A 25,670-nucleotide genomic window follows, 5' to 3' on the forward strand; every position below is an offset into this window, starting at 1 on the left:
TTCGCAAAACCCCTATCTGCATATGCAGGTAGGGGTTTTGTCTTTATGGGCCAAAAAATCTGGCCTTGCTCGAATCCCGGGAGCAGGCAGCTTCGTAGATGGCACCGGCGTTACCGGTGTTCGCGGGTAAACCCGCTCCTACAAATCATGAAATGTGCGTCATTTATACCTGAAGCATGACAGCGTAGTGCTACGCTCGCGGAAATACTCAGCACGGATACTTACCATGGAAATGAACTGGCATCAGGCCCTGCAAGAGAGCCTAAGCTGGCTGGCAATTGCCTCGTTCATCACCCTTGTCAGCTTCACTGCAGCCGCGACTCTGGCTGTGCGTTGTACACGCTGGGGCAGCCAGTTCTGGCAGCTTGCGGGACCCTATTTCAGTTTCAGGCGCAGTTGGCGGCCGTTGCTGGTATTCGCCCTGCTGCTGGTCCTGACGCTGTTTTCGGTTCGCCTCAACGTGCTGTTCTCGTTTTGGTACAACGGCTTCTACAGCGCCTTGCAGGGCCTTGACCAGACGGCGTTCTGGTACCTGCTCGGCGTTTTCGCGGTGCTGGCCACCATCCATGTGCTGCGCTCGCTGTTCACCTTCTATGTCAGTCAGGCGTTCAGTATCAAGTGGCGGGTCTGGCTGACCGAGCGCCTGACCCACGACTGGATGCAGGGCGATGCCTATTACCGTGGCCAGTTCCTTGCCGAGCCAGTGGACAACCCTGACCAGCGTATCGAACTGGACGTCAACGCTTTCGTCACCAACTCGGTCACCCTTGCCTTGGGCGCAGTCAGTGCGCTGGTTTCACTGGTGGCGTTCACCGGCATCCTCTGGGGGCTGTCGGCACCGTTGACGGTGGCCGGCGTGGAGATCCCTCGGGCGATGGTGTTTGCCGTGTACCTGTATGTCATCGCCGCCACCTGGGTCGCCTTCCGCCTCGGGCGCCCGCTGATCCGGCTTAACTTCCTCAACGAGAAACTCACCGCCAACTTCCGTTACACGTTGATGCGTCTGCGTGAGAACGCCGAGAACATTGCCTTCTACCAAGGTTCGCAAGTCGAGCGGGGCACGTTGCTGGGCCGCTTTGCTTCCTTGATCGTGAATGTCTGGGCATTGGTGTACCGGAACCTGAAGCTCAGTGGCTTCAACCTGGGTGTCAGTCAGGTTGCCGTTGTGTTTCCGTTCATTCTTCAGGCGCCGCGCTTCTTCAGTGGGGCGATCAAGCTGGGCGATGTCATGCAAACTTCCCAGGCCTTTGGGCAGGTGCAGGATTCTCTGTCGTTCTTCCGTGAGTCGTACGATGCGTTTGCGCAGTACCGTGCAACCCTTGACCGTCTCACCGGCTTTCTGGATGCCAACCAGCAGGCAAGTGCGTTGCCGCGCGTCGCTACCGAAGACCAGGCGCATGCGCTGCAGATCGCGGGCTTGCAGGTGCTACGCCCGGATGGGCATGCCCTTATCGCCGACCTGGACCTGAGCCTGCACGCCGGTCAGGCGTTGTTGATCAAAGGGCCGTCAGGCAGTGGTAAAACCACGCTGCTGCGTGCCCTGGCGGGCCTTTGGCCGTATGCCGAAGGCAAGGTCAGGCGGCCTACGGGCCATCAGGCATTGTTCCTGTCGCAACGCCCGTACCTGCCGCTGGGTGACTTGCGTACCGTCATTGCCTACCCGGCAGCCAGCAACCCCAAGGATGAACTGCTCATGCAGCAGGCATTGCGCCAAGTCAACCTGGCCCACCTCGCCGAGCGTCTGGACGTCAGCTGCGACTGGTCACACATCCTCTCGGTGGGCGAGCAGCAGCGCCTGGCGTTCGCCCGGGTGCTGTTCAACCGGCCACAGGTGGTGTTCCTCGACGAGTCCACCTCGGCGATGGATGAAGGGCTCGAGCATGCCTTGTATGCGTTGCTGCGTTCGGAAATGCCGAGTGCATTGCTGGTCAGTGTCGGCCACCGCAGCACGCTGGCGGCGTTCCATACCCACCGGCTTGAGGTGGATGGGCATGGCGGTTGGTCGTTGCTGGAGCAGGAGGCTGCGCTGGCCTAGTTCGGCTTGAGTTCCGGGAGCCCCTCACCAGAGCAGCGCATCTCGTGCCTAGCACTGTCATGTGTGAGGGGGCGGTCGAGCATCACGATGTTTTTCAATAATTCCAGAATCCTGCAACCCAGCGGAACCCTTCACCGTCGACCGCTACCCGCCCTACAGAAGGGAAGGGCAAGTGTGTCGCGACGAACAGCTCGCCACTGGTTGCGGCATCGTGTAGCAGCGCCATCCTCACCCGCACTGATTCCTCAGGGTCGTGTTCGAAGCCGTTGTGCCAATCCGGGTGATCAAAGGCTACCGGGAACAATGCGTCGCCGGCGAAGGTCAGCTGCTCTTCGTTCGAGTTGATGTACACCACGCAGTGCCCCGGTGTATGACCGCCGGTAAGGCTGGCGACGACACCGGGGGCCACTTCATGGTGCAGCTCAAAGGTGCGGATCCTGTCGCCGTAGGCTTGCATGAACGCTTTTGCCGTGGACCGCAGTACATCTGGTACCGGTTGAGGCATGTCCGTTTGCGAAAAGTCCGGTGCAGCCCAGAAGTCTACTTCTGTCGCGGTGACATGGATCTTCACGTCCGCACGCAAGCGGTTCTTCACCTCCTCCACCAGCAGGCCGCCGATGTGATCCATGTGCATGTGGGTGATGATGATATCGGTGATCGACTCCAGCGCGATGCCGGCCGCCGCCAGCCGCTTCGGGAACAGTCCGGCCCGCGGGAACCCAGGGAACTGCCCACCCAGCCCGGCATCCACCAGGATGACCTGCTCGCCGCTGCGCACCAGCAATACATTCAGCGCCCAGTCGAAGGTTTCCGGCCCCAGGAACATGTCCTTGAACCAGGCCGCGCGGGCGGCTGGGTCGGCGTTGGTCGACATGGTTTCGGTGGGCAGGGGCAGTACACCGTCACTCACCACCAGCACCTCGATGTCACCGACTTTCACGGCATAGCGCGAGGGCACCAGTTCTTCGGTCTCGGTCGGGACGACATTGTTCATTGGCATTGTCATGGTCGTTCTCCTGCTGGATGGGAAGGTCGTGCGGGGCTCAAGCCACTGGAATCGACGGGTCGGCGGAAGCCAGGGCGGTAGCGCGCTCGGCTGCCGGCGGGTAGATCCACACGGTGTTGATCTGGGTCTTGAGCTCCTTGGCTTCGCCTTTCACCAGTTTCAACTGGCGGTCCCAGCCCTCGCTGTATACGGCGCCCCAGGCGCCTAGGTCCAGGCAGGTCACGTACTTGGGCTGACGGTAAGTCGTGGGTGCCACCCCCAGCAGATCGGCGGCTGCGTTATTGCCGGCATGGCGACCGAGGCTGATGGCATGCTGGCAGGACATCACCGCGAAATTGCCGATCTCGTCAGTGGCTGCATAAGCCACATCGCCTGCAGCAAAGACATGGTCCAGGCCGTGCACCTTGAGGTTGCCGTCCACATGCAGGCGCCCCTGGTGGTCACGGGTACCGGTCAGTTGTTCGGTCAGCGGGCTGGCGCGCATGCCGGCGGTCCAGACCACGGTCTGGCTTTCGATATGTCGGCCATCAGCCAGCGTTACGCCATTGGCATCCACCGCGGTTACGGTGGCCCCGACAATCCATTCGATACCCAGTTCATCCGAGGCTTCAATGATCGAAGGTCTGATACCCTCACCCAGGGCGGCCCCGATGCGCTCGCCACGGTCGACAAGGACCACCCGGATCTCCGCGTCTTCGCCCAGAGCCGCACGCAGGCGTGCAGGCATCTCGGTAGCGGTTTCGATACCGGTGAAGCCGCCGCCGGATATCACCACGGTATTGCGGGCGCTGCTTGCGGGGCGTTTGCCCAGCGCCATCAGGTGCTGCTCCAGGCGCGCTGCTGATTCGATCTGATCGACGTCGAAGCTATATTGGCTCAGGCCAGGCACGGGTGGGCGGGCCAGCAGGCTGCCACTTGCCAGAATCAGGCGGTCGTAGGCCAATTGCGCCTGTTGGCCGGCTTCGTCGCGATAGCTGACGCGGCGGGCCAGCTCGTCGATGCTTTCGGCGCAGCCCTTGATGAAGCGTACGTCGACAGCATCGAAGAGCGCCTGGAGCGGGGCGAACATGCTATGCACGTCGGCCTCATAGAAACGCGGGCGGATACGCAGTTCAGCCTGTGGCGCCAGCACGGTGATTTGCACGTCTTGCCGACCATGCATGTCGAGCAGGCGCGCGGCGCTCAGGGCGCTCCACAATCCGGCGAATCCTGCGCCAATAACCAGAAGTTGCTGTTTCATGATCGTGCTCCTGTGTTGAACGGGTAAGGGTTCTTAACTTCGGCCCTGGCGGGACGCTGTAGGTCGATGTTATGCAGGGGCAGGGACGCGCACACTTCTCCATGGGTGTGCAGTGGATTACGCATGGGGCGTAAGCAGCTATACGATCGTATCGAAGGGACTGTTCAGTGGTGCAGGGCGGTCTCGATGCAGTCCAGCAGTTGCTGGGCTTCGAATGGTTTTGGCAGACAGCTGACTACGCCTGCCATGCCCGGGGTGATGCGTGAGCGTTGGCCCGGGTGGGCGCTGATGAAGATCACCGGAATGTCGAACCCACGTACCTGTAGTTGCGTCAACAGCTCGACGCCACACATGCCGGGCATCTGGATGTCGGAGATCAGGCAGCCTGCCTGGCCCGGGCCATCAGAGGCAAGGAAATCAATGCCGCTGGCAAAGGTGCGGGTACGGTAGCCGGTGGCGCGCAACAGGCCGTCGAGCGCATCGCGCAGGGACTCGTCGTCGTCGACAACGGCAATCAGAGTTGCGGTGGGCTGCTTCATGCGCGGTCTGCTCCTGGCGGCCTGTGCCATTGTTTCAAGATACCCGGTCGCGCAAGTGGCAGAAGTATACCTAGGTATAGCTGGGCTATACCTGCGTCTGGTATTGCCGGTTTCCGGTGGCCAAACCTGTGAACCTTGCCCAACAATAGGCTAGATTTTCAACCTGCCAACAGCACGCGGCGTCACGGCTGAAGGAGCGCAAATGGCCTTACAGAGCACACACGGCCCGAATGAGCCGGTGGTGTATATCGTTGATGACGACGAGTCCATGCGCCTGGCACTCGACGGGTTGTTCCGTTCGGTGGGCTTGCAGGTGCAAAGCTTTGCTTCCACCCAGGAATTTGTTGCCTTCCCCCGCAAGGCTGTGCCCGGTTGCCTGGTGCTCGATGTGCGTCTGCGTGGCGAAAGTGGCCTGGCGTTCCAGGCACAGATGGAGCAGGGAGGGGTGCACATTCCGGTGGTATTCATCACAGGGCATGGTGATATCGCCATGTCGGTCAAAGCGATGAAGGCTGGCGCGGTAGACTTTCTGACCAAACCGTTCCGTGACCAGGACATGCTCGACGCGGTGGCCAGTGCCCTGGCTCGCGACCGCGAGCGTCTGGCAGGTGAACAGGCCGGCGGGGCATTGCGCAGCGCTTTCCAGACGCTAACGTCCAGGGAGCGGCAGGTGCTGGCCTTCGTTATCGCCGGCCTGATGAACAAGCAGATCGCTGCTGAGTTGAACCTCAGCGAGGTCACCGTGAAAGTGCATCGTGGGCAGATGATGAAGAAACTCGGCGCTCGCTCGGTCGCCGACTTGGTGCGCATGGCCGAGGCGCTGGGTGTCGAGCCGTTGCGTCGCATGGTCTGACACAGCTCGCATTGTTCCAACTTGACGAAGGGGCCCGGACCCATGCCAGGTAGACAGCAAGTCCTGTGGAACGATGGTGATCGCCTGTTTTGCCGGCTACGGCGCCCGGACGGCACCCGCGTGCTGCTGATGCAGCCGGCCAATGAGCAGCCTACGCCCGCCACCGTCGACCGCTTGACACATGAGTATGGTCTACGCGATGAGCTTGAGGATAGCTGGGCGCTGCAGCCCCAGGCCTTGGAGCGCTTCAATGGCAAGCCGCGCCTGGTGCTGAGCGACCCGGGCGGCCAACCGTTGTCGGCCTTGCTGATGTCACCGCTGGACATCGAAACCTGCCTTGAGCTGGCTGTGGCAATTAGCGTTGCCTTGGGCCGCCTGCACTTGGCCGGGTTGGTGCATAAGGACCTCAAACCCCACCACATCCTGGTCGACTGCGACGATGGCAAGGTCCGCCTTACCGGTTTCGGCCTGGCGTCACGCTTGCCCCGCGAGCGGCAAGCGCCCGAACCGCCGGAGACCATCGCCGGTACCTTGGCATACATGGCGCCTGAGCAGACAGGACGGATGAACCGCTCCGTAGACTCACGCAGTGACCTCTACGCGCTGGGGGTGGGCCTGTACCAGATGCTCACTGGTTCGCTGCCCTTCAATGCCACAGAACCCATGGAGTGGGTGCACTGCCACATTGCTCGCAAACCACTGCCACCCAGCGAGCGCGTTGCCACCGTGCCGCCGCTGCTGTCCCGACTGGTGATGAAACTCCTGGCCAAGACCGCTGAAGATCGCTACCAGAGTGCTGCCGGCCTTGAGCAAGACCTGCGCCGGTGCCTTGCCGAGTGGCGACAAAACCGGAGCATCAAGGCCTTCAGCCTGGATGAACAAGGCGCCCCCGACCGCCTGTTGATCCCGGAAAAGCTATACGGTCGCGAACGCGAAGTGCAGATTCTCGAAGATGCCTTCGCTCGCATGGTGCGCAGCAGCGTGCCGGAGCTGGTGCTGGTCTCCGGTTATTCGGGGATCGGCAAATCCTCGGTGGTCAATGAGTTGCACAAGGTACTGGTACCACCGCGAGGACTGTTCGCAAGTGGCAAGTTCGACCAGTACAAGCGCGATATCCCGTATTCCACCCTGGTGCAGGCGTTTCAGGGGCTGGTGCGCACGTTGCTTGGGAAAAGCAGCGAGGTGCTGGCCGGATGGCGTACGGCATTGCTGGCGGCGTGTGGGCCCCACGCACGGCTGATGACCGACCTGATTCCGGAGCTGCGGCTGATCATCGGCGAGCCTGCGCCAGTGCCGGTGCTTGATCCGCAGCAGGCGCAACGGCGGTTTTTGCTGGTATTGCGACGCTTCATCTCGGTGTTTGCCCGCGCCGAGCACCCGCTGGCGCTTTTTCTGGACGACCTGCAGTGGCTGGACGCGGCGACCCTCGACCTGCTCGAAGACCTGCTTACGCACCCGGAACTGCGTTATCTGATGGTGGTGGGCGCCTACCGCGACAACGAGGTGGATGCCCACCACCCATTGACCGCCAGGCTCCAGGCGATTCGCCAGGCAGGCGCCCCTGTGCATGAGGTTCGCCTTGCGCCCCTGGCACGCCCGCATATCGAACAGCTGATCGCCGAGTCACTGCACTGCCCGGCCCCGAGCGTGATGGGCCTGGCCCAGCTGGTGCAGGACAAGACTGCCGGCAACCCGTTTTTTGTCATCCAGTTTCTCCAGGCGCTGGCCGAGGAGTCGCTCCTGGCCTACGACCACGCAGCCCGGCGCTGGCGTTGGGATTCGCAGCGTATCCATGCCAAGGGTTACACCGACAATGTCGTCGACCTGATGGTTGGCAAGCTCGCCCGACTGCCGTTGGCAACCCGTCAGGCACTTCAGCACCTGGCCTGTCTGGGGAACGTGGCGCATACGCAGACGCTTGCCCTGGTGCTCGATCTGCCGATGGAGCGTGTACAGGCGGTTTTATGGGCGGCAATCCGGCTGGAGCTGGTCGCCCACCATGACGGCACCTGCGCGTTCGTTCATGACCGCATCCATGAAGCCGCCTACTCGCTGATCGCCGAACAAGACCGCGCTGCCATGCACCTGCGTATCGGTCGCCTGCTGGCCAACCAAGTGCCGGCCCAGCACCGCGAGGAAGCCATTTTCGAGATCGTCGGGCAGCTCAACCGCGGTGCGACGCTGATCGATGCCCCTGGCGAACGCAAGCAGTTGGCCGAACTCAACCTGCTTGCCGGGCGCCGGGCCAAGGCCGCATCGGCCTACGGATCGGCCTTGGCCTACCTGAGCGTGGGCGAGCAATTACTGGAGGGGCCGTGTGCCGCTTATCCGCATGAATTGAGCTTTGCCCTGGCGCTGAACCGGGCTGAATGCGAGTTTCTCACCGGCCAGCTCGGGTGCGCGGACGCGCGCCTGATCGGCCTGGCTCGGCGCGCCAGGACCACAGCCGAAGGCGTTGCGGTAGCGTGCTTGCATATGGATGTTTGCCTGATGCTCGACCGCAGCGATCGCGCGGTGGCGGTTTGCCTCGCCTGGCTGCGGCAGGTGGGCATCCACTGGGTCGCGCGGCCGAGCGATGACGAGGTACGTGGTGAATATGACCAGATCGCGTTGCGGGTAGGCGCGCGTAGCATCGAGCAGTTGATTGACCTGCCGCTGATGGAGGACGCGACCTCCCTGGCCACCCTGGATGTCTTGTGCAAGCTGTTCGCCCCGGCTGTGCAAACCAATGCCAACCTGGCCTGCCTGACCATATGCAAGGCTGTAAGTTTGAGCCTCGAGCATGGCAACTGTGATGCTTCGTGCATGCTCTACGCCAATATCGGGCGGGTGTCCCGGCGCTATGGCGACTACCAGACCGGTTACCGATTCGGGCGTCTTGCTTGCGAGCTGGTCGAGCGGCGCGGCCTGCAACGCTTTGAAGCCAGTACTTTCCTGTGTTTCTCGATGTTCGTGGTGCGCTGGACGCGGCCGGTCAGCGAGTGTCGCGAGTTGCTGCGCCGGGCCTTCGTCGCGGCCAACCGGGTTGGTGACCTGCCGTATGCCGCTTATGTAGGCAATGGGCTGATATCCGATCAGTTGTTCACTGGTGAACCGCTGGGCAGCATGCAACCGGAGGCCGAGCAAGGATTGGCCTACGCAGAAAAAGTGCATTTCGGGCTGGTGATCGACTTCATGAACACGCAGCTGGCGCTGATCCGCACGCTGCGCGGGCAAACGCCGGTGTTTGGAAGTCTGAACGACGAGCACTTCAATGAAGCGCGCTTCGAGCAGCACCTGGACGCTGCTCCGGACCTTGCCTTGGCGGCCGGCAAATACTGGGTGCGCAAACTGCAGGCGCGCTACCTGGCAGGCGACTATGCGGCGGCCGAAGCCTGTGCGGCGCGGGCCAAGGCGCTTAAATGGGTGATCACCTCGTTTTTCGAGGAGGCGGAGTACCACTTCTTTGCCGCACTGACGCTGGCGGCCGGGCAGAGCGTTGATGATGTCACGTTGCAGGCGTTGGCCGAGCACCATCACGAGCTGCAGACCTGGGCCCGGCAGTGCGCAGAAACCTTCGCCAGTCGGCAGGTGCTGCTGGAGGCCGAAATCGCGCGCTTGCAGGGGCACGTGGTCGACGCCGAGCACCTCTATGAGCAGGCCATCCAGCTCGCGCGTGACAGCGGCTTTGTGCATGTCGAGGCGCTTGCAAACGAATTGGCATCGCGCTTCTACGGCAGCCGCGGGCTTGCCCGGATTGCCCGCGTCTACCTTCGAGATGCGCGTTATGGCTACCTGCGCTGGGGTGCCGATGGCAAGGTGCGCCAGTTGGACAGCCGTCATCGTTATCTGCGCAGCATCGAGCCAGAGCCAGGCCCCACGGCTACCATCGCCACCCCGGTCGAGCACCTGGACCTCGCGACGGTGCTCAAGGTGTCCCGCGCCGTGTCGGGCGAAGTCGATCTGCAGAAACTGATCACCCAAGTGCTGCGCACGGCGATCGAGCAAGCCGGTGCCGAGCGGGGCGTGTTGGTCCGCGCCCGAGGGAGCGAGCCGCATATCGTCGCGCAGGCAAGTGTGGGGCAGGGTGAAGTGATGATTTGCAACGAACCGGTGAGCAGTACGCTGCTGGCCGAGTCCGTGCTTTACCAGGTACTGCGCACGGGGGAAAGTCTGTGCCTGGACGACGCCATGGGTGACGCTGCGTTCATGGCTGACGACTACATCCGCCGATGCTCGGCTCGGTCGCTGCTATGCCTGCCGCTTAGCAATCAGGCGCGGCTGGTTGGGGCGCTGTACCTGGAGAACAATCTCAGTGCCGGCGTGTTCGACCCCGCGCGTATCGCGGTGTTGCGGCTGGTCGCGTCACAGGCCGCCATCTCGCTTGAGAACGCCAGGCTGTATCACGAGGTAGCGGAACGGGAGGCCAAGAATCGCCAGGTACAGGCCGAACTGGCGCATGCCAACCGTGTCGCTACCATGGGCCAGTTGGCCGCTTCGATCGCCCATGAAGTCAATCAGCCGATCGCTGCCACGGTCACCAATGCCAATGCCGCCATCCGCTGGTTGAGCGCAAAGCCACCGGCGCTGGATGAAGTAGGCCTGGGGCTGGGACGGATCATCAAGGACGCCAACCGCGCGGCGCAGGTGCTGGGCCGTATTCGTGAGTTGATCCGCAAAGCCCCGCCGCAGAAGCAGTCGGTGGGCGTCAACGCAGTGGTGCTGGAGATGGTCGACTTTACCCGTGGCGAGGCCGTGAGGGCGAGGGCACAGGTGCATACCGCCCTTGCCGAGGGCTTGCCGCAGGTGCTGATCGACCGCGTGGAGTTGCAGCAGGTACTGCTGAACCTGATCCTCAACGCGCTGGAGGCGATGCTGGAGGTTGAAGGTGCCCGTGAGCTGCAAATAAGCACGGCCCTCGACCAGGAGGGGGTGCGGGTAACCGTGGCGGACAGCGGGCCCGGATTCGTAGCGGAAAACGTAGAGCAGGTTTTCGAGCCTTTTTACACCACCAAGGCGACCGGCCTGGGCATGGGGCTGTCAATATGCCGCTCGATCATCGACAGCCACGGCGGCCGCTTCTGGGCCAGCCCCAAGCAGAGTCCTGGCGCCCAGGTGCAGTTCTCCTTACCGGCGCTTCTGGTTGATTCAGGTCAATAGTTATCAAGCTGTCGGTTGCATGTTTCTTATAGTTCGTATCAGCTAGATGGCAAAGAGAACCTAAGCGTGACGAGCGACTTATCAGCATGCTGATACAGCGACGACCGCTCATGTCCACCTAAGCCCGTTACAGTCGAGCTGTGCGCACAGGGGAGTCTCATTGAAAACGCCAGTGGTCGACGCAGTCGTTGAGCAAACACCAATCCCTGCGCATTCTGTGGCCTGGCACACCCTGCCAGCCGAGCAGGTGACAAACCTGCTCGAGGTCAATGCGCATGTCGGACTGGAGGTTGCCGAGGTTCAAGCCCGTCTTGACCGCGCTGGTTTCAATCGCCTGCCAGAGGCAGCAAGGCGCCCGGCCTGGTTTCGATTCTTGCTGCAATTTCACAACATCCTGATTTACGTGCTTTTAGGATCCGCTGCGATTACCGCGATGCTGCAACATCTGTGGGATACGGTAGTGATCCTGGCGGTGGTAATTGCAAACGCAATCATTGGCTACGTTCAGGAAGGCAAAGCAGAAAAGGCGATGGATGCTATCCGGCAGATGCTGGCACCGCGCGCCGCCGTGATTCGCGCAGGCGAACGCTTGAGTATTGCGGGTGAGGAACTGGTACCGGGCGATATCGTATTGCTGGAGGCGGGAGACAAAGTCCCTGCTGATTTACGCTTGCTGCACGCGAACAGGCTTCACATTCAGGAAGCCATTCTTACCGGTGAATCCGTACCCGTAGAAAAGCATACCCAATCAGTGCCCCTTGGCGCAGCCTTGGGTGATCGTACGTGCATGGCGTTCAGCGGTACGCTCGTGACTTGCGGACAGGCAACAGGCGTTGTAGTGGCTACCGCAGCAGCAGCCGAGATCGGGCGTATCAGCTCTCTGCTTGCAGGTGTAGAAACGCTGACCACCCCGCTGGTGCAGCAAATGAACGTGTTTGCCCGCTGGCTGACGATCCTGATTCTGTTAGTTGGCGGCTTATTGCTCGTGTTCGGCCATTATGTCGGGCACTACGCCTTCACCGAAATCTTCATGGTCGTGGTGGGGATGTCGGTAGCGGCGATACCTGAAGGGCTGCCTGCCGTCCTTACCATTACGCTGGCCGTCGGAGTTCGGGCAATGGCCCGACGCAACGCTATCGTGCGCCGTCTGCCTACCATCGAAACGCTAGGCTCGGTCTCCGTCATCTGCACTGACAAAACCGGCACACTGACCCGCAACGAAATGATGGTGGCAACGGTCGTCACGAACGATCTGGTCTTCACGGTCGATGGCGCTGGTTATCAGCCTGTGGGAAGCATCAGTCTTGCTGATCGGTCAATTGACCTATCGTCTCACCCCGCGCTGTCGGACCTGGGACGAGCAGCAGGTCTTTGCAATGATGCCGTACTGCGTCTGCATGACGATGTATGGACGGTGGAAGGTGATCCGATGGAGGGGGCCTTGCTGGCATTCTCCGGAAAAACCGGAATCGATCGAGATGAAGATCGTCGGGCTTGGCCTCGCACTGATGCCATACCGTTTGACGCTAAACACCGCTTCATGGCGACACTGCATCACAACCATGATGGACAAGCTTTTATCTACGTGAAAGGTGCGCCAGAGCAGCTACTGGCCATGTGCACGCACCAGCTTGCAAGCACTCGCGAGACTGAACCGCTCAATGTGGACTACTGGCACGCAAAGGCGAACGCCATTGCTGCCAAGGGGCAGCGTGTATTGGCGTTTGCAGTAAGGCCGGTTCGGACCGAGCACACCGTGTTGGCGTTCGGGGACGTGCAAGGAAAGTTGACGTTGCTGGGCATGGTCGGTCTGATTGATCCACCTAGACCCGAGACGTTAGAGGCGGTTCAGCAATGCCAAAAAGCGGGCATTGCCGTAAAAATGATCACTGGCGATCATGACGGTACCGCCGCCGCTATCGGTCGCCAGATAGGCCTGCAAAATCCCGACAAGGTGCTGACTGGCGTGGACCTGGACGCCATGAACGATGCCGCCCTCAAGGAGGCGGTAAAGGGCATCAACATTTTTGCTCGCACCAGCCCCGAACATAAGCTCAGGTTGGTAATGCTGCTGCAATCGAATGGCATGACAGTGGCCATGACCGGCGATGGCGTTAACGACGCACCGGCGCTAAAGCGTGCCGACGCCGGTATAGCCATGGGTGGAAAAGGCAGTGAGGCCGCCAAGGAGGCCGCAGACCTGGTGTTGGCCGATGACAACTTCGCCTCCATCGTCGCTGCAGTACGCGAAGGCCGAACAGTCTATGACAACATCAAGAAAGTGTTGAGCTGGACGCTGCCTACCAACGCAGGCGAGACCATGACCATCATTGTCGCGCTGCTCCTCGGCATTACGCTGCCGGTGACGCCGATACAGATTCTGTGGATCAACCTGATAACCGCAGTGACCCTCGGCATCGCGCTCGCGTTCGAGCCCACCGAAGAAAACACCATGCTCAGACTGCCCCGTTCACGTAAGGAACCACTCATAAGCGGAGCCCTGGTCTGGCATATGGTGCTTGTTTCCATTCTTTTCCTCTGTGGTGTTTATGGCATTTTTTCGTATGCACTCGACCGTGGCTACTCTGTTGAGTTGGCCCGCACCCTCGCGGTGAACACGTTAGTCGTGATGGAAATATTCCACCTGTTCTTCATTCGTAACCTCTACAGCACATCGCTTACCTGGAAGGGTATTCGCGGCACCAAGGTCGTGTGGATGACCGTCATGGTGATTACCTTCGCTCAGTTCGCCATCACGTATGCGCCACCGCTGCAAAAGGTATTTGCAACGGAGGCAATCCCCTTCCTTGATGGCCTGCTGATCATCGGGGTTGGCGTTGCGCTATTTGCGGTTATCGAGATAGAAAAACAGATTCGAATCCGCTTGTCCGAGTAGAACGGGTTGAATGCTGGCGGCACCCGGAACGACAAGCACCTTCATGACCTGAAAGAGGATTTGGAACATGCACAAAATACTGGTTGCGGTCGATGGTTCCGAGCATTCGGAACGCGCCGTGCGTTACCTTATTGGGCTTATCCAGGAGGGTGGGTTGCTGGGCGGCAATGTTGAGGTACATCTGTTGAATGTACAGCCACTTTTACCCACTCGAATCGCAAATGGCATGAGCGAGGATGAGCGTGATCGCTACTATGGGGATAGAAGTGCCGAGGATTTACGAAAGGCTGACGTGCTTCTGAAGCAAGAAGGGATTGCATTCGCACTCCATACCCTGCAAGGCGATGCAGCCAGTCAAATTGTGGCGTGTGCGCATTTCCTTGGATGTGACAGCATCATCCTGGGTTCGCATGGCAATGGTTTTTTGGCAGGGATTTTTCTGGGTTCTGTCGCGGCAAAGGTGATTCAGCTCTCGGATTTACCCATCACCTTGGTCAAATAAGAGATTGTGAATGGTGAGCCACCTGCGATTTTATCTCGTGATTATCGCTGGGCTTTGACGCTCGATCGGGCTTTTCTCCAGGAACTGCGAAGACCTCGGTCGAAGGCTTGGCGCAAGGGGGTAAAGTGCACCGCGATGGCAGAATCGTAAGTGTGCCACTGGCCTACAAGGTGCGCAGGATAGACTTCGGCGACGGCGAGAAAGGTGCCATGGCTATTCCTTGGGGTGATGTGTCCACCGCTTACCACACCACTGGAATTCCCAATATCGAAGTATTCATTCCGGGCTCACCAAGCATGATCACCAACGCCAAACGCGCTAACTATTCCGGCCGCTGCTGAGATTAGCCAGGGTGCAAAGGTTGATAAAGGCGCGTATCGCCAAAACGCTGAAAGGCCCTGGCGAGGAAAAGCGTGCCCATCAGCCTACTTTCGTCTGTGGTGAGGTTGTCAACGCGCGCGGAGAAAAGAAGACCGCCAGAAAATGGCTACAGTTTGACGATTACTGGCTCACTGGCGGTGTGGAGTATCTGATGAAGTCTGAACCCGTGCCTGGCACCTACACACCTGCCAAACGGAATGGCTCAATGTTGGTAAGCCAGCTGCCGGAGTCGAGTCCTCTCCAGATCAGCTAGCTCAGAATGCTACAGCCAAGAAGGACGAAGATCCGTCTCAGCTGCTGATGAACTCATCGAAGATTTGAGTGAGCCCTTGACGGTAAGTCGTGACTTTGAAATCGGGAAAACGCTGCTTGTACTTCGAGGAGTCGAACAGGTTGTCGTGCGCGTACCGTGGCAGCAGCTCCCGCAGCTCACGGACTTGCTTGGATATCAGGCCTACTGCTGTCAGGGTCAATTTGCCAAGAATTTTATAAGTAGCGTCCTTGCCAGAGATCTGAGAAGCCAGCGTGACAAGTTGTTTGTAGGTCAGCCGCTCATCGTCACAGGGCAGGTGCCAGGTTTGCCCGAACGCATCTGAAGTGTTCCCCAGCGCTGCCAGTGCCCGGCTTGCATCCGGCGTCCAGATGAGTGTTCGCTGAGTATCGTCTCGCACAGGGACGCGTGGCGTCTTGCCGGCCTTCATGTTGTCGAGGACCAGGGTATTGGTGATGCTCTGCGTTTTGCCGGGCCCATAGAACTCTGGAGCTCGCCCTATGACCACAGGAATGTCGCCTCGCGCCATCTCCTGCAACACCATCGATGCCATTCGCGCACGAACCTGCCCTTTACGACCGACCGGTTCGAAGGGCGTGTCCTCCGTCAGCAGACGATCATCCTGCGGGTACATATACGTGTTGTCGAAATAGACGAAGCTGGCATCGGATGCGCGAGCCGCATCAAGCGCGTTTCGCAGCATCACTGGGAATTGCGTTTCCCAAAGCTGTGTATCTGGCGGAAGTCCGGCCGTGAAATAAACGATGCTGCTACCCTTTACGGCCTTGGCCGCCTGGCTGGCGTCTAGCAGGTCCGCCGCAATCAGCGTGTCAGAGTCGCTGACTTTGCGCGGATTACGGCTGACCAGCCTGATATCTTCGGTAAATGTCCGGTTCAGTTCCCGTGCCAGCTCTATGGCTATCTGGCCAGTTGCGCCTAAAACGGTTTGCATTTGGTCTCCTGGAAACCTCGGTAGAAGGTTTCTCTCTACTAACTGCGATGATGATGGCCCGTTTACGTATGCCGGGCGCGACGCTGTGGCTGCCGCCCTTGGGCGCGGTACAGCAAAGTCCATGTAGCCCAGGTATTTACCTTAGGCTTAAAGTAAACTTTAAGGTCAAGTCCTTATCGTAAGAGTAGGCGCGGGATGGCGGGTTGGGCCGATTTGATCAGGCCCACGATTGGAGATCCGTAATCGAAGTTGGCTCTCGGGTGCCCGGGGGGTTAAAGTGAGCTTTAAGGTCAGAACTTCTGTGAAGGTGTGGTATGAGGATTGGAGCGCTTGCGAAAATCACGGGTCTTGCCGCTTCGCGCATCCGTTTCTACGAGGCAAGTGGGCTGATTCAATCAGTTGAGCGAAAGGCCAATGGCTACCGCGACTATTCAGATGATGCAGTCTGGATACTGGAGATGATCACCAGCGCACAGGCAGCAGGGTTTACCCTGGAAGAAATCCGGCACCTGTTGCCGATGAGTTCGCAAGGTTGGCGTCATGACGAGCTACTTTCCGGGTTGAAACGCAAGGTCGAGGAGATCGAGGTGCTGCAGCAACGCTTGGCTCGCAACAAGGAGCAGTTGCTGATGGTGATCGACGGCATTGAAAGCAAGCCAGACGGCATGCCGTGCGTAGACAACACCCAACGGGTGCTTGGCCGTCTGCGCGAAGACATCGCTTTGAACAAGGTGGGCGCTTCACCTGCCAAGTGAAGCATGCCAGCGTCTTATGCGGAGCAGGGCGCCGGCTCAGGGGCCGGCGCTGATACAGCGTTCAGTCACCGCTATTCAGTGCTGCCAGCGGCTTCGGAGCATAGAGGGCGCTCTGGAATTCAGGCACGTATTCGTATTTCACCATCTTGCCCAACTTCAAAGAACGGATGTAGGTCGACAGGCTACCGTCGCCGAGCACCAGGTGAGCCGAGTCAGCGCTCATGCTCGATCCATGACGGGTCTGCCGAGACGTCGCATAGCCATAACTCAGCTGTCCAGCGTGATCGAGGTTGGTGAAGCTGTTAGTCACCAGGCCGGCTTCACTGGATACGTCCTCGAGCTTTCTTGCCTTAAAGACGACGTCAATGTTGCCAGTCTGCGCGTCGACGATGTCATAGGACACGGTCGCGGCGTCCTCTCGGCGGTTGATCTCTGTCAGCCATTTCGGCAGGTTGTAGCCCACTACGCCACGGACACGGGCAAGCTCGGTATTTACCGGCAATTTGAGCACGTAGCCCCAGAAGTCCTTGGACATGGATTGTCCGATCAAGCTGAATGGCCCGAGATTGGACTTGCCTGGTTTGTTGGTGATGATCGACAAGGCAATTTCGTTGTAGCTGTCGTTGTCGCAATAATCGTAGGTGTAAGCCGTGAACGCTACCAGGCCGCGGCCTGGCCATACCTGCAGGGGTTGAACCTGCTTGAGTACTTCGGCAGGCATCAGCTCGCGCAGGCGATCGAGGTCTGCGGTGTAAACGGCTGTAAACCGGCTGTTCTTGTAGTAGAAGTTAGGCGAGTACGACTCGAAGCCCATATCGACCTTGGTCTTTTCCAGGCCTTTGAACCAACTGAGGTCCATGCCTGGCGCTTCGGCCTGGATCACCGACAGGGGAGGGTTGGAGCGGTATCGGTCGTACAGACCGCCTTTGACGACGGGTACCTGGTGGCCTGCGATCTCTATCATCGCGGTTTCGGCATGCTTGGGGATGCCGGTCGTGTCCGCCAGGGTGGCGTTGCTAATGGGTGTCAGGAGTGCACCTGCCACTGCGGCGACGGTTCCGAGTTTCACTTTTCAGTCTCTCCGGTGAATTGCATCACGCATTGATGAATGCGACCAGGCATCTCGCTTGGCGCCGAACTAGGTGGACCTTACACACGCACCTTAACTTTAAACTTAACTTTAATGTCAAGGCGCTGTTGGTGGGCTTTATCCGCCACTGGACCTGCTGTCATGGCCGGGGGCGCAAGGTGTAGGCGAGGGCTAAATCAGCCAGTTTTCCGAAAGGTGCCCGGAGCAGCCTTGGCAAGTTCCAACGACCTTGCACGAACACGCCCTTGGCATGACTCATCGAGCGAAAACCTTCGATACCGTGGTAAGCCCCCATGCCACTGGGACCCACGCCGCCGAACGGCAGGTCGTCCACCGCGACGTGCATCAGGGTGTTGTTGATGCCGACGTTGCCGGAGGTGGTGCACCTGAGCAGCGCTTCGCTGTCGGCCCCCACATTGCCGAAGTAGTAGAGCGCTAGCGGACGTGGCCTGGCATTGATATGGCCGATCGCTTCGTCGAGGGAGCGGTAGGTACGCACCGGTAGCAAAGGCCCGAAGATTTCTTCGCGCATGACCAGTGCATCGTCACCAGCCCCCACGATCAGCACCGGAGCCAGTGTCCGCGGTCGCTCTGCCGCACGCTCCGGGGTCACGCCAGCCTCGATCACCTTGGCACCCCTGGTGCGGGCGTCTTCGACCAGCGACTGCAACCGCGCGTAGTGCCTGTCGCTGACGATGGAGGTGTAGTCCGGGCTGGTCGGGCCTTGCGGATAACTACGGGCGACAGCCGCGCGGTACTGGGAGATGAACTCATCCAAGTCATCCTCATGGACCAGGGCGTAGTCCGGTGCCACGCAGGTCTGGCCGGCATTGGCGAGTTTGCCGAAGACGATGCTGTCGAGGGTGTTGCGTCCGGCATGCCCAGGGGCCACGAACACAGGGCTTTTACCGCCCAGTTCAAGAGTCAGCGGCACCAGGTTGTCACTAGCCGCCCGCATCACCATCCGGCCAACCTGGGTACTGCCGGTGAACAATAGGTGATCGAAGGGGAGAGCGCTGAAGCTTGCGCCTATCTCAGGGCCGCCGAGTATCACCGCCACCTCTTCGACGGTAAAACTGCCCGCCAGAATGCGCTGAATCAGCTCACTGGTGCGTGGCGTCAGTTCGGAGGGTTTGATCATCACCCGATTGCCAGCCGCCAGTGCGGTGGCCAGGGGGATGAAGGTCAACGCTATTGGGTAGTTCCACGGCGCCATGACGCCGATCACGCCTTTGGGCTGGTACTCCACATGCGCGCGGCCATTACGGTGAAACGCGGCGACGTGACGACGCTCGGGTTTCATGAAACGGCGCAGGTGCCGCAGCAGGTAGTCGATCGACTGGACCACGCCAAGCAGTTCCATGATGTCTGTCTCATGCCTTGAGCGGTTGCCGAAATCGGCGCTGATCGCTTCTTCCACGTCGCGGCGATGGGCAAGCACCGCCGCGCGCAACTTGATCAAGTTGGCTTTGCGTCGCTCAACGCTGGGTGGCCCGTCATTGAGAAACGCACTCCGCTGCTGTTCCAGCATGGTTGCGGCGTCGATATCTGGGATGGATGTTGCGGCGACAGTCATCTTGCACCTCTCAAGGTCATTGCGATGTAGACACTGTAAACTTGATTTCCGCCGATCATAGGAAGACAATGTGTTCACTGTCAACATGAGGGGAGCAGCCGTATGTCATCCGATGAAATTTGCGAAGCAAAGCCCTACCACCATGGCGATTTGCGTCGCACCATCATCGACACTGCTTTGGCCACCCTGAAAGAACAGCGAGGCTGGCAATTCACCCTGCGCGAAATAGCCCGGCGAGCCGAAGTGAGCCACTCGGCTCCATATCGGCATTTTCCGGACAAGGGGGCGCTGCTCCACGAGTTGGCGCTACTGGGCTTCGAGCGATTGAATGCGGCGATGCAAGACGCGATGGGGCCCGCGATGTCAGCACCAGAGCGCTTGCGGGCGATGGCCTACGCCTACCTGGCGTTTGGCGAGGAGAATCCGGATTTGTACCGGTTGATGTTTTCGACACAGGCGGGAGACCCCGCGCAGATCCATGTCGACCCCCGGGCCCAGGCACCGTTCTCCCTGGTGATCGAGGTGCTGGAGCGGGGTCAGGAGGAGGGTACTATTCGCGCCCGTTCTGCCTTGGGACAGGCTACCGCAAGCTGGGCGCACCTTCACGGGTTGACCCTGCTTTCGATCGATAGCCGGTTGGTGCCGGCGAAGGTCGGCGACCATGCCATCGAGGATGCCTTGACGACCTTGCTTGACGGTTTGGTCAGTGATCAGACGACTCGATGACCTGCGACTCTACAGAGAACTGCTCGCCCGTATGAAGGCGATGCTTGGCCCAACCACCTAGGATCAGGTACTCAGGCATGACCAAACGCATCCTGCACGTCGTTACCAATGTTGCCCATTACAGCGACCCAAGTCATCCCACGGGGTTGTGGTTGAGTGAGCTGACGCATGCCTGGCATGTGTTCGCTGGCAGAGGTTACGAACAGCACTTGGTGAGCCCGCAGGGTGGAAAATCCCCACTCGAGCCGCGTTCGCTCAAGTGGCCATTGCTCGATGGCACGGCCAAAGCCTGGTTGAACGACCCGGCGGCAATGGCACGTCTTGCCAACACCTCAAGTCCGCAAGCGTTAGTGTCATCAGACTTCGACGCCATCTATTTTACCGGTGGCCATGCGGTGATGTGGGACTTCCCTGAGGACGAGGGTTTGCAGCGGCTGACCCGCGAGATCTACGAGCAGGGTGGCGTCGTTTCTTCGGTTTGCCATGGGTATTGCGGGCTGCTCAATACTCGGCTGTCTGATGGCCGTCTCCTGGTAGAGGGGCGTCGTCTGACGGGCTATGCCTGGATCGAAGAAGTGCTGGCGGGCGTTGCGAGCAAGGTCCCATACAATGCCGAGCAAGAAATGAAGCGCCGTGGGGCGCGCTACGAGAAAGCACTCTTGCCATTCACTTCCCATGTGGTTGTCGATGGCCGCTTGGTGACAGGCCAGAACCCACAATCTGCCAAAGCAACTGCCGAGCAGGTAGCTGCACTGCTCCAGCGGAAGGCTGCGTGAGATCCCTCGCTTAACGAGAGGCGCGACGTCTTCGCCATAGAGTGGTACGGCTGACACTTCGGTGATTCGGCACAGGCCGTTGTAGGAGCGGGTTCACCCGCGAAAGGGCCAGGCCTGCCGGCAATTTCCACCAGCCGTTCACTGTTGCCGCCGCCACCCCATGCGGGTAAACCCGCTCCTTGCCGGCGACCGCGCACGCCTTTCAGATGTTGAGCAAGACAGTTGCTCTCACAGCGGGGCGGGTAAGCCTCGCGATGCCAAAGATCACGGTTCAGCAAAGTTCAGTTACAAACATGTAAACTTCGTAAATAAGATTTACTCGCATTTGCGATTCTCTATATTTACCAACCCTGTTGGCCGCCAGACTGAGTGTGCGGGGCCGGTGGGCGAGGGCTCCCGGTTTCCGACAGGGATGTGCCTTTTCGCTCATGAATCGCAGGAGATGTACCCATGCAGTGCAGAACTTCACCCAACAGCCTGGCCCTGGCGTTCGTCGCGCTTGCGTCGCCGTCCATGCTGGCGACCGCGGCAGAGTCCGAGGAGCGACGTGCGGGTGAGGTACTGGAAGTGCCCGTCGCCGACAACGCACTGGTGATCCAGGACACCCTGATCACCGCCGAGCGCGAGGCGCGACAGGCCCTGGGCACGTCGATCATCACCGCCGAAGACATCAAACGCCACCCGCCGGCCAATGACCTTTCCGACATCATCCGCCGCGAGCCCGGGGTTAACCTGACCGGCAACAGTGCCAGTGGCGCACGCGGAAACAACCGCCAGATCGACCTGCGCGGCATGGGCCCGGAAAACACGCTGATCCTCATCGACGGCAAGCCATCCAGCGCGCGCAACGCCGTGCGCTATGGCTGGAACGGTGACCGTGATACTCGGGGTGAAACCAACTGGGTGCCGGCCGAAGCGGTCGAGCGCATCGAGATCTTGCGTGGCCCGGCCGCCGCACGCTACGGCTCCGGCGCCATGGGCGGGGTGGTCAACATCATCACCAAGCGCCCTTCCGACGAGTTGAAAGGCAGCGTCAGCCTGTACACGCAGCTGCCCGAAGACAGCGCAGAAGGCGCCAGCCGCCGAGCCAACTTCAACCTCGGTGGCGGCCTGACCGATAACCTGGGTTTCCGCCTGTACGGTGGCCTGGCCAAGACTGACGCCGACGATCTGGACATCAACGCCGGGCATGCCACCAGCGCCCTGGTAGCGGGGCGGGAGGGGGTGCGCAACAAGGACATCAACGGCCTGCTGAGCTGGAAACTGAACGACGAGCACCGCCTGGAAGCCAGTGCCGGCTACAGCCGTCAGGGCAACATTTTTGCCGGTGATACCATGAACAGCAACGGCGGCGGTGACGTCGACTTCGTCTCCAGCCTCTACGGCCACGAAACCAACGTGATGCAGCGCAGTACTTACGACCTGACCCACCTCGGTGATTTCACCTGGGGTACCAGCAAGACCACGCTGGCCTACGAGTACGTGCGCAACTGGCGCCTGAACGAGGGCCTGGCAGGCCGCACCGAAGGTGCCCCCAACGACGAAGGTGGGGCCATGTCACGTTTGCGCAACACACGTCTGAGCAGTGAAGTGAACCTGCCGTTCGCCATGGGCAGCACAGAACATGTGCTTACCGTGGGTGGCGAGTACCTGTACGAAGCCCTCAACGACCAAGGTTCGTTGCGCCCGCAAAGCTCCGACCCCACCAACAATGACGGCCTTGTCGGCTTCGATCGCAGCAGCTCGAAGATGACCGCACGCAGCTATGCGCTGTTTGTCGAAGACAACATCATCGTTGGCGACACCACCCTTACGCCGGGCCTGCGTTTCGACCACCACGAAACCTTCGGTGACAACTTCAGCCCCAGCCTGAACCTGTCGCACAAGCTGACCGAAGCGCTGTCGGTAAAAGGCGGCATCGCCCGTGCCTACAAGGTTCCGAACCTGTACCAGTCCAACCCCAACTACCTGCTGTACAGCCGCGGTAACGGCTGCAGTGTGCAACAGACCAACAACGGTGGCTGCTACCTGCAGGGCAACGCCGACCTCAAGCCAGAGATCAGCGTCAACAAGGAAATCGGCCTGTTGTACGACCGTGGCACCTGGCGCACCAGTGCCACCTACTTCCGCAACGACTACAAGAACAAGATCATCGGTGATACCGATGTGCTTTACACCATCGGTACCGGCAGCCGCGTGACGCAGTGGGACAACGCCGGCAAAGCGCGGGTGGAAGGTGTCGAAGGCAACTTCTTCATCGAGTTGACTCCGACCCTGGACTGGAACACCAACCTGACCTGGATGCTCGACAACGATAATCGTGAAACGGGTGAGCCGCTCTCGGTGATCCCGGAATACACCGTCAACACCAGCCTCGACTGGCGCGCCACCGAGCAGCTGTCATTCCAGCTGGCAGGTACCTACTTCGGCAAGCAGAAATCACCTACCTACAACTACCGCACCCAGCAGGACTACGACAAGACCGCCCAGCGGGACGTCGAGGCCTATGGCCTGGTGGACGTGAGCGCCGGGTACAGGTTCAATGCCAACTACGATGTGCGTGTAGGTGTGAACAACGTGTTCGACAAGCAGATCCTGCGTGGCGGCAATGCCAGCAGCTCGGGGGCAAACACGTATAACCAGCCGGGCAGGGCGGTGTTTGCTGCGCTGAATATCAGCTTCTGATCCCATGGGCCGCCATGCGGCCCAATCGCCGGTAAATCAGGTCGCGGATGGCAGACGTCATTGTTGCAGCCAAAAGCCTCGCATCGTGCTAAACCATGCACCCCAGCCCGCTGCGAGAAATGCCTGGTGAAAGCCGTCCGCCTGACCCTGATCTGCCATGCCCTGACCCAGGCCCAGAAGAGCGGGCGCCTGCACCATTCTGACGATGGCATCCTGCCGCTAGAGCAAGAGTCCGGCGCCGACCGTTCAGGCGCGCAGTTACTGAGTGCGCCAGAGCGGCGGGCCTGCGAGACGGCGGCGTGGTTAACGGGGGCGGTACAGATCGAGCCGGGATTGGCCGATTGTGACCTCGGGCGTTGGCAGGGTTTGTCGCTGAAGCAGCTGCAAGCCGAGCAACCGCAGGCGTTGGCAGAATGGCTGCAGGATCCGGCCAGTGCCGTGCATGGTGGCGAGTCGTTCGCTGCGCTATGCCAGCGCCTGGCCGCCTGGCTGGCGGCCTTCGACAGGCCGGGTGACTGGCTGGCGGTGACTCACCCGATGGTCATACGCGCCATGCTGGTAGAGGTGCTCGGGTGTCCGATGAGTGCCGGGCAGCGTATCGACGTGCTGCCCTTGTCACGCCTGGAACTGAGCTTTACCGGGCAGTGGCGGTTGCGCCTGGGCTAAGGCTCAGAACGCCAGCTTGTAACCGATCAGCAGCAGCATGGCTGCCAGGCAAGGGCGCAGCACGCGGTCGGAGATTCGCCCGGTGAGGTGGCTACCCAGATAGATGCCTGGCAGCGAGCCCAGCAGCAAGTAGCCCAGCAGCGACCAATCCATGTTGCCCATGCCGGCGTGGCCCAGGCCTGCGACCAAGGTCAGTGGCACGGCGTGGGCAATTTCGGTACCGACCAGGCGACGGGTGACCAGGAACGGGTACAGCAGGAACAGCGCCACCGTACCCAGGGCGCCGGCCCCGATGGAGGTGAGGGTGACCATTACCCCAAGCACAACGCCGGTCAGCACTGTGAGGGTGTTCAGGCTGCGGTCGCTGAGGTGGTAGTGATCACCGGCATGGCGGCTGGCGAAGGCCTGCAGGCGCGATTTGAACAGGATGGCCAGCGCGGTCAGGATCAGCACCACCGCCAGGCCTTGCTTGATGATGGCGTTGAGCGCCGAGGTGTCGGCGTGCAGGGTGCTGAGGAACCACAGGGTCAGCGCCGCTGCGGGCACGCTGCCCATGCTGAGCAGGCCGGTGATCTTCCAGTCGATGTTCTTGTTGCGTGCGTGGACCCAGACGCCACTGGCCTTGGTGATGGCTGCATACAGCAGGTCGGTGCCGACAGCGGTCGCTGGGTGGATGCCGAACCATAACAGGATCGGGGTCATCAGCGAGCCGCCACCGACGCCGGTCATACCGACGATGAAGCCCACGAACAGGCCAGCAATGGTGAAACCGAAAGAACCTACATCCATACGCTACTCGACTGCCCAACTTTGCCCGTTATCGGATGCCAGTCAGCATATAGATTTTTTTATAGCCAAATAGACTTGTTCGTTATTAGGTTATAACCGCGCATGCCTGGCAGGCGCACCCGATCAACGATCGGTCATCACCACCATGACATGGGCATCGCCACCGTCATCGCTTTCCGACAGGTAGATGTGCCCCACCTGGCTGTCGAAATACGCCGTCTCCTGCGGTCCGATGCTTACCGCTTCTCCGGTCTCGAACTCGATGCGCACGCGTCCGCTCAGCACCAGAGCGAACTCTTGCCCGGGGTGGCGGATAAAATCGTCGAACTGGCCGCGCTCGCGGGCAATGATGCGGGCATAGGCCGGTGTCATGCGCCGCCCGGGGAAGTCCCCGGCAATCGGGTAGTAGTCATAGGTGCCGGTCGAATAGCCCGCCGCAGCTGGCAGTGAATCGACCACCACGGTCACCGGCACAGGCGCATTGACCGTTCCACTGGCGCGAAACAGCTGGGCAATATCGACATTCAGCGCCCGCGCAGCAGCGGCGAGTTTTTCATAGCTGACCGACACCTGCGCCAGTTCCATCTTCGACAACGTGGACAGCGGCACGCCACTGGCCTCGGACAATTGCTTGAGGGTCATCTGGCGCGCCTTGCGCACCTGGCGCAGGCGCTGGCCCACTACTGCACGGTCAAGCTGGGGTAGAGCTGAGGGCATTCAGGGATCTCGGCATGCGGCGTTGGTCGGGCATCTTACCTTGGACACTTGCGCATTTCTAAATTCTCATATATTA

Annotated in this window: 19 protein-coding genes; 11 read left to right on the plus strand and 8 right to left on the minus strand. The window is 60.3% G+C overall.

Going from position 1 to position 25,670, the window contains the following annotated elements; translation table 11 throughout:
* The first annotated feature begins 226 nt into the window (after window positions 1-226).
* Window positions 227-2,035, plus strand: a complete 1,809-nt coding sequence (locus tag ACF8GF_RS24930; RefSeq protein ID WP_176683983.1) for an ABC transporter ATP-binding protein/permease — start codon at window positions 227-229, stop codon at window positions 2,033-2,035.
* A 94-nt stretch (window positions 2,036-2,129) separates the two neighbouring features.
* Here ACF8GF_RS24930 and ACF8GF_RS24935 read toward each other — a convergent pair whose 3' ends face one another.
* The 3 genes from ACF8GF_RS24935 to ACF8GF_RS24945 form a co-directional block, all read right to left on the minus strand.
* The gene (locus tag ACF8GF_RS24935; RefSeq protein WP_176683982.1) at window positions 2,130-3,041 is read right to left on the minus strand and encodes an MBL fold metallo-hydrolase; all 912 of its coding nucleotides are present in this window, start codon (window positions 3,039-3,041) and stop codon (window positions 2,130-2,132) included.
* Window positions 3,042-3,078: 37 nt separating this feature from the next.
* Complete coding sequence (locus ACF8GF_RS24940) at window positions 3,079-4,281, minus strand: NAD(P)/FAD-dependent oxidoreductase (protein ID WP_176683981.1); 1,203 nt, start codon at window positions 4,279-4,281, stop codon at window positions 3,079-3,081.
* A 164-nt stretch (window positions 4,282-4,445) separates the two neighbouring features.
* Window positions 4,446-4,820 (minus strand): response regulator transcription factor, encoded by a 375-nt coding sequence (locus ACF8GF_RS24945; RefSeq protein WP_176683980.1) that lies wholly within the window; start codon window positions 4,818-4,820, stop codon window positions 4,446-4,448.
* 202 nt (window positions 4,821-5,022) lie between these two features.
* Between ACF8GF_RS24945 and ACF8GF_RS24950 the strand changes: the two genes are divergently transcribed.
* From ACF8GF_RS24950 to ACF8GF_RS24970, 5 genes are all read left to right on the plus strand, one after another.
* A complete protein-coding gene (locus tag ACF8GF_RS24950; protein WP_176683979.1) occupies window positions 5,023-5,673 on the plus strand; it encodes a response regulator transcription factor in 651 nt (216 codons plus the stop codon).
* A 42-nt stretch (window positions 5,674-5,715) separates the two neighbouring features.
* Entirely contained in the window at window positions 5,716-10,812 is a 5,097-nt protein-coding gene (locus ACF8GF_RS24955; protein WP_392488709.1) for an AAA family ATPase, read from the plus strand.
* Window positions 10,813-10,972: 160 nt separating this feature from the next.
* Window positions 10,973-13,708, plus strand: coding sequence for a cation-transporting P-type ATPase (locus tag ACF8GF_RS24960; RefSeq protein ID WP_392488710.1), 2,736 nt, complete (start codon window positions 10,973-10,975; stop codon window positions 13,706-13,708).
* 67 nt (window positions 13,709-13,775) lie between these two features.
* Window positions 13,776-14,210 carry a universal stress protein gene (locus ACF8GF_RS24965; RefSeq protein ID WP_392460395.1) on the plus strand — a complete coding sequence of 145 codons (435 nt, stop codon included), beginning with the start codon at window positions 13,776-13,778 and terminating at the stop codon, window positions 14,208-14,210.
* A gap of 152 nt (window positions 14,211-14,362) precedes the next feature.
* Complete coding sequence (locus ACF8GF_RS24970) at window positions 14,363-14,551, plus strand: hypothetical protein (protein WP_218115671.1); 189 nt, start codon at window positions 14,363-14,365, stop codon at window positions 14,549-14,551.
* Between the two features lie 330 nt (window positions 14,552-14,881).
* On the opposite strand, the gene ACF8GF_RS24975 is transcribed toward ACF8GF_RS24970, so the two are convergent.
* The gene (locus tag ACF8GF_RS24975; protein ID WP_392488711.1) at window positions 14,882-15,814 is read right to left on the minus strand and encodes an NAD-dependent epimerase/dehydratase family protein; all 933 of its coding nucleotides are present in this window, start codon (window positions 15,812-15,814) and stop codon (window positions 14,882-14,884) included.
* Between the two features lie 314 nt (window positions 15,815-16,128).
* Between ACF8GF_RS24975 and ACF8GF_RS24980 the strand changes: the two genes are divergently transcribed.
* A complete protein-coding gene (locus ACF8GF_RS24980) occupies window positions 16,129-16,569 on the plus strand; it encodes a MerR family transcriptional regulator (protein ID WP_021785530.1) in 441 nt (146 codons plus the stop codon).
* A gap of 61 nt (window positions 16,570-16,630) precedes the next feature.
* On the opposite strand, the gene ACF8GF_RS24985 is transcribed toward ACF8GF_RS24980, so the two are convergent.
* Both ACF8GF_RS24985 and ACF8GF_RS24990 read right to left on the minus strand, forming a co-directional pair.
* Window positions 16,631-17,533, minus strand: coding sequence for an acetoacetate decarboxylase (ADC) (locus ACF8GF_RS24985; protein ID WP_218115690.1), 903 nt, complete (start codon window positions 17,531-17,533; stop codon window positions 16,631-16,633).
* A 265-nt stretch (window positions 17,534-17,798) separates the two neighbouring features.
* Window positions 17,799-19,235, minus strand: a complete 1,437-nt coding sequence (locus ACF8GF_RS24990; RefSeq protein WP_392488712.1) for a coniferyl aldehyde dehydrogenase — start codon at window positions 19,233-19,235, stop codon at window positions 17,799-17,801.
* A gap of 102 nt (window positions 19,236-19,337) precedes the next feature.
* Between ACF8GF_RS24990 and ACF8GF_RS24995 the strand changes: the two genes are divergently transcribed.
* The 4 genes from ACF8GF_RS24995 (at window position 19,338) to ACF8GF_RS25010 (ending at window position 24,088) form a co-directional block, all read left to right on the plus strand.
* A complete protein-coding gene (locus tag ACF8GF_RS24995) occupies window positions 19,338-19,961 on the plus strand; it encodes a TetR/AcrR family transcriptional regulator (RefSeq protein WP_176683973.1) in 624 nt (207 codons plus the stop codon).
* 77 nt (window positions 19,962-20,038) lie between these two features.
* Window positions 20,039-20,737, plus strand: coding sequence for a type 1 glutamine amidotransferase domain-containing protein (locus ACF8GF_RS25000; protein ID WP_392488713.1), 699 nt, complete (start codon window positions 20,039-20,041; stop codon window positions 20,735-20,737).
* Between the two features lie 450 nt (window positions 20,738-21,187).
* On the plus strand, window positions 21,188-23,422 hold the full coding sequence (locus ACF8GF_RS25005; RefSeq protein ID WP_392488714.1) for a TonB-dependent siderophore receptor: 2,235 nt from the start codon (window positions 21,188-21,190) through the stop codon (window positions 23,420-23,422).
* 126 nt (window positions 23,423-23,548) lie between these two features.
* Window positions 23,549-24,088, plus strand: a complete 540-nt coding sequence (locus tag ACF8GF_RS25010; protein ID WP_176683970.1) for a histidine phosphatase family protein — start codon at window positions 23,549-23,551, stop codon at window positions 24,086-24,088.
* A gap of 3 nt (window positions 24,089-24,091) precedes the next feature.
* On the opposite strand, the gene ACF8GF_RS25015 is transcribed toward ACF8GF_RS25010, so the two are convergent.
* Together ACF8GF_RS25015 and ACF8GF_RS25020 are read right to left on the minus strand one after the other, a co-directional pair.
* Window positions 24,092-24,877 (minus strand): sulfite exporter TauE/SafE family protein, encoded by a 786-nt coding sequence (locus ACF8GF_RS25015; protein WP_176683969.1) that lies wholly within the window; start codon window positions 24,875-24,877, stop codon window positions 24,092-24,094.
* A gap of 123 nt (window positions 24,878-25,000) precedes the next feature.
* Window positions 25,001-25,594, minus strand: a complete 594-nt coding sequence (locus ACF8GF_RS25020; RefSeq protein ID WP_392488715.1) for a helix-turn-helix domain-containing protein — start codon at window positions 25,592-25,594, stop codon at window positions 25,001-25,003.
* Between the last annotated feature and the right edge of the window lie 76 nt (window positions 25,595-25,670).

The sequence above is a fragment of the Pseudomonas sp. yb_5 genome, assembly GCF_043103865.1.
GTDB lineage: Bacteria > Pseudomonadota > Gammaproteobacteria > Pseudomonadales > Pseudomonadaceae > Aquipseudomonas > Aquipseudomonas putida_Y.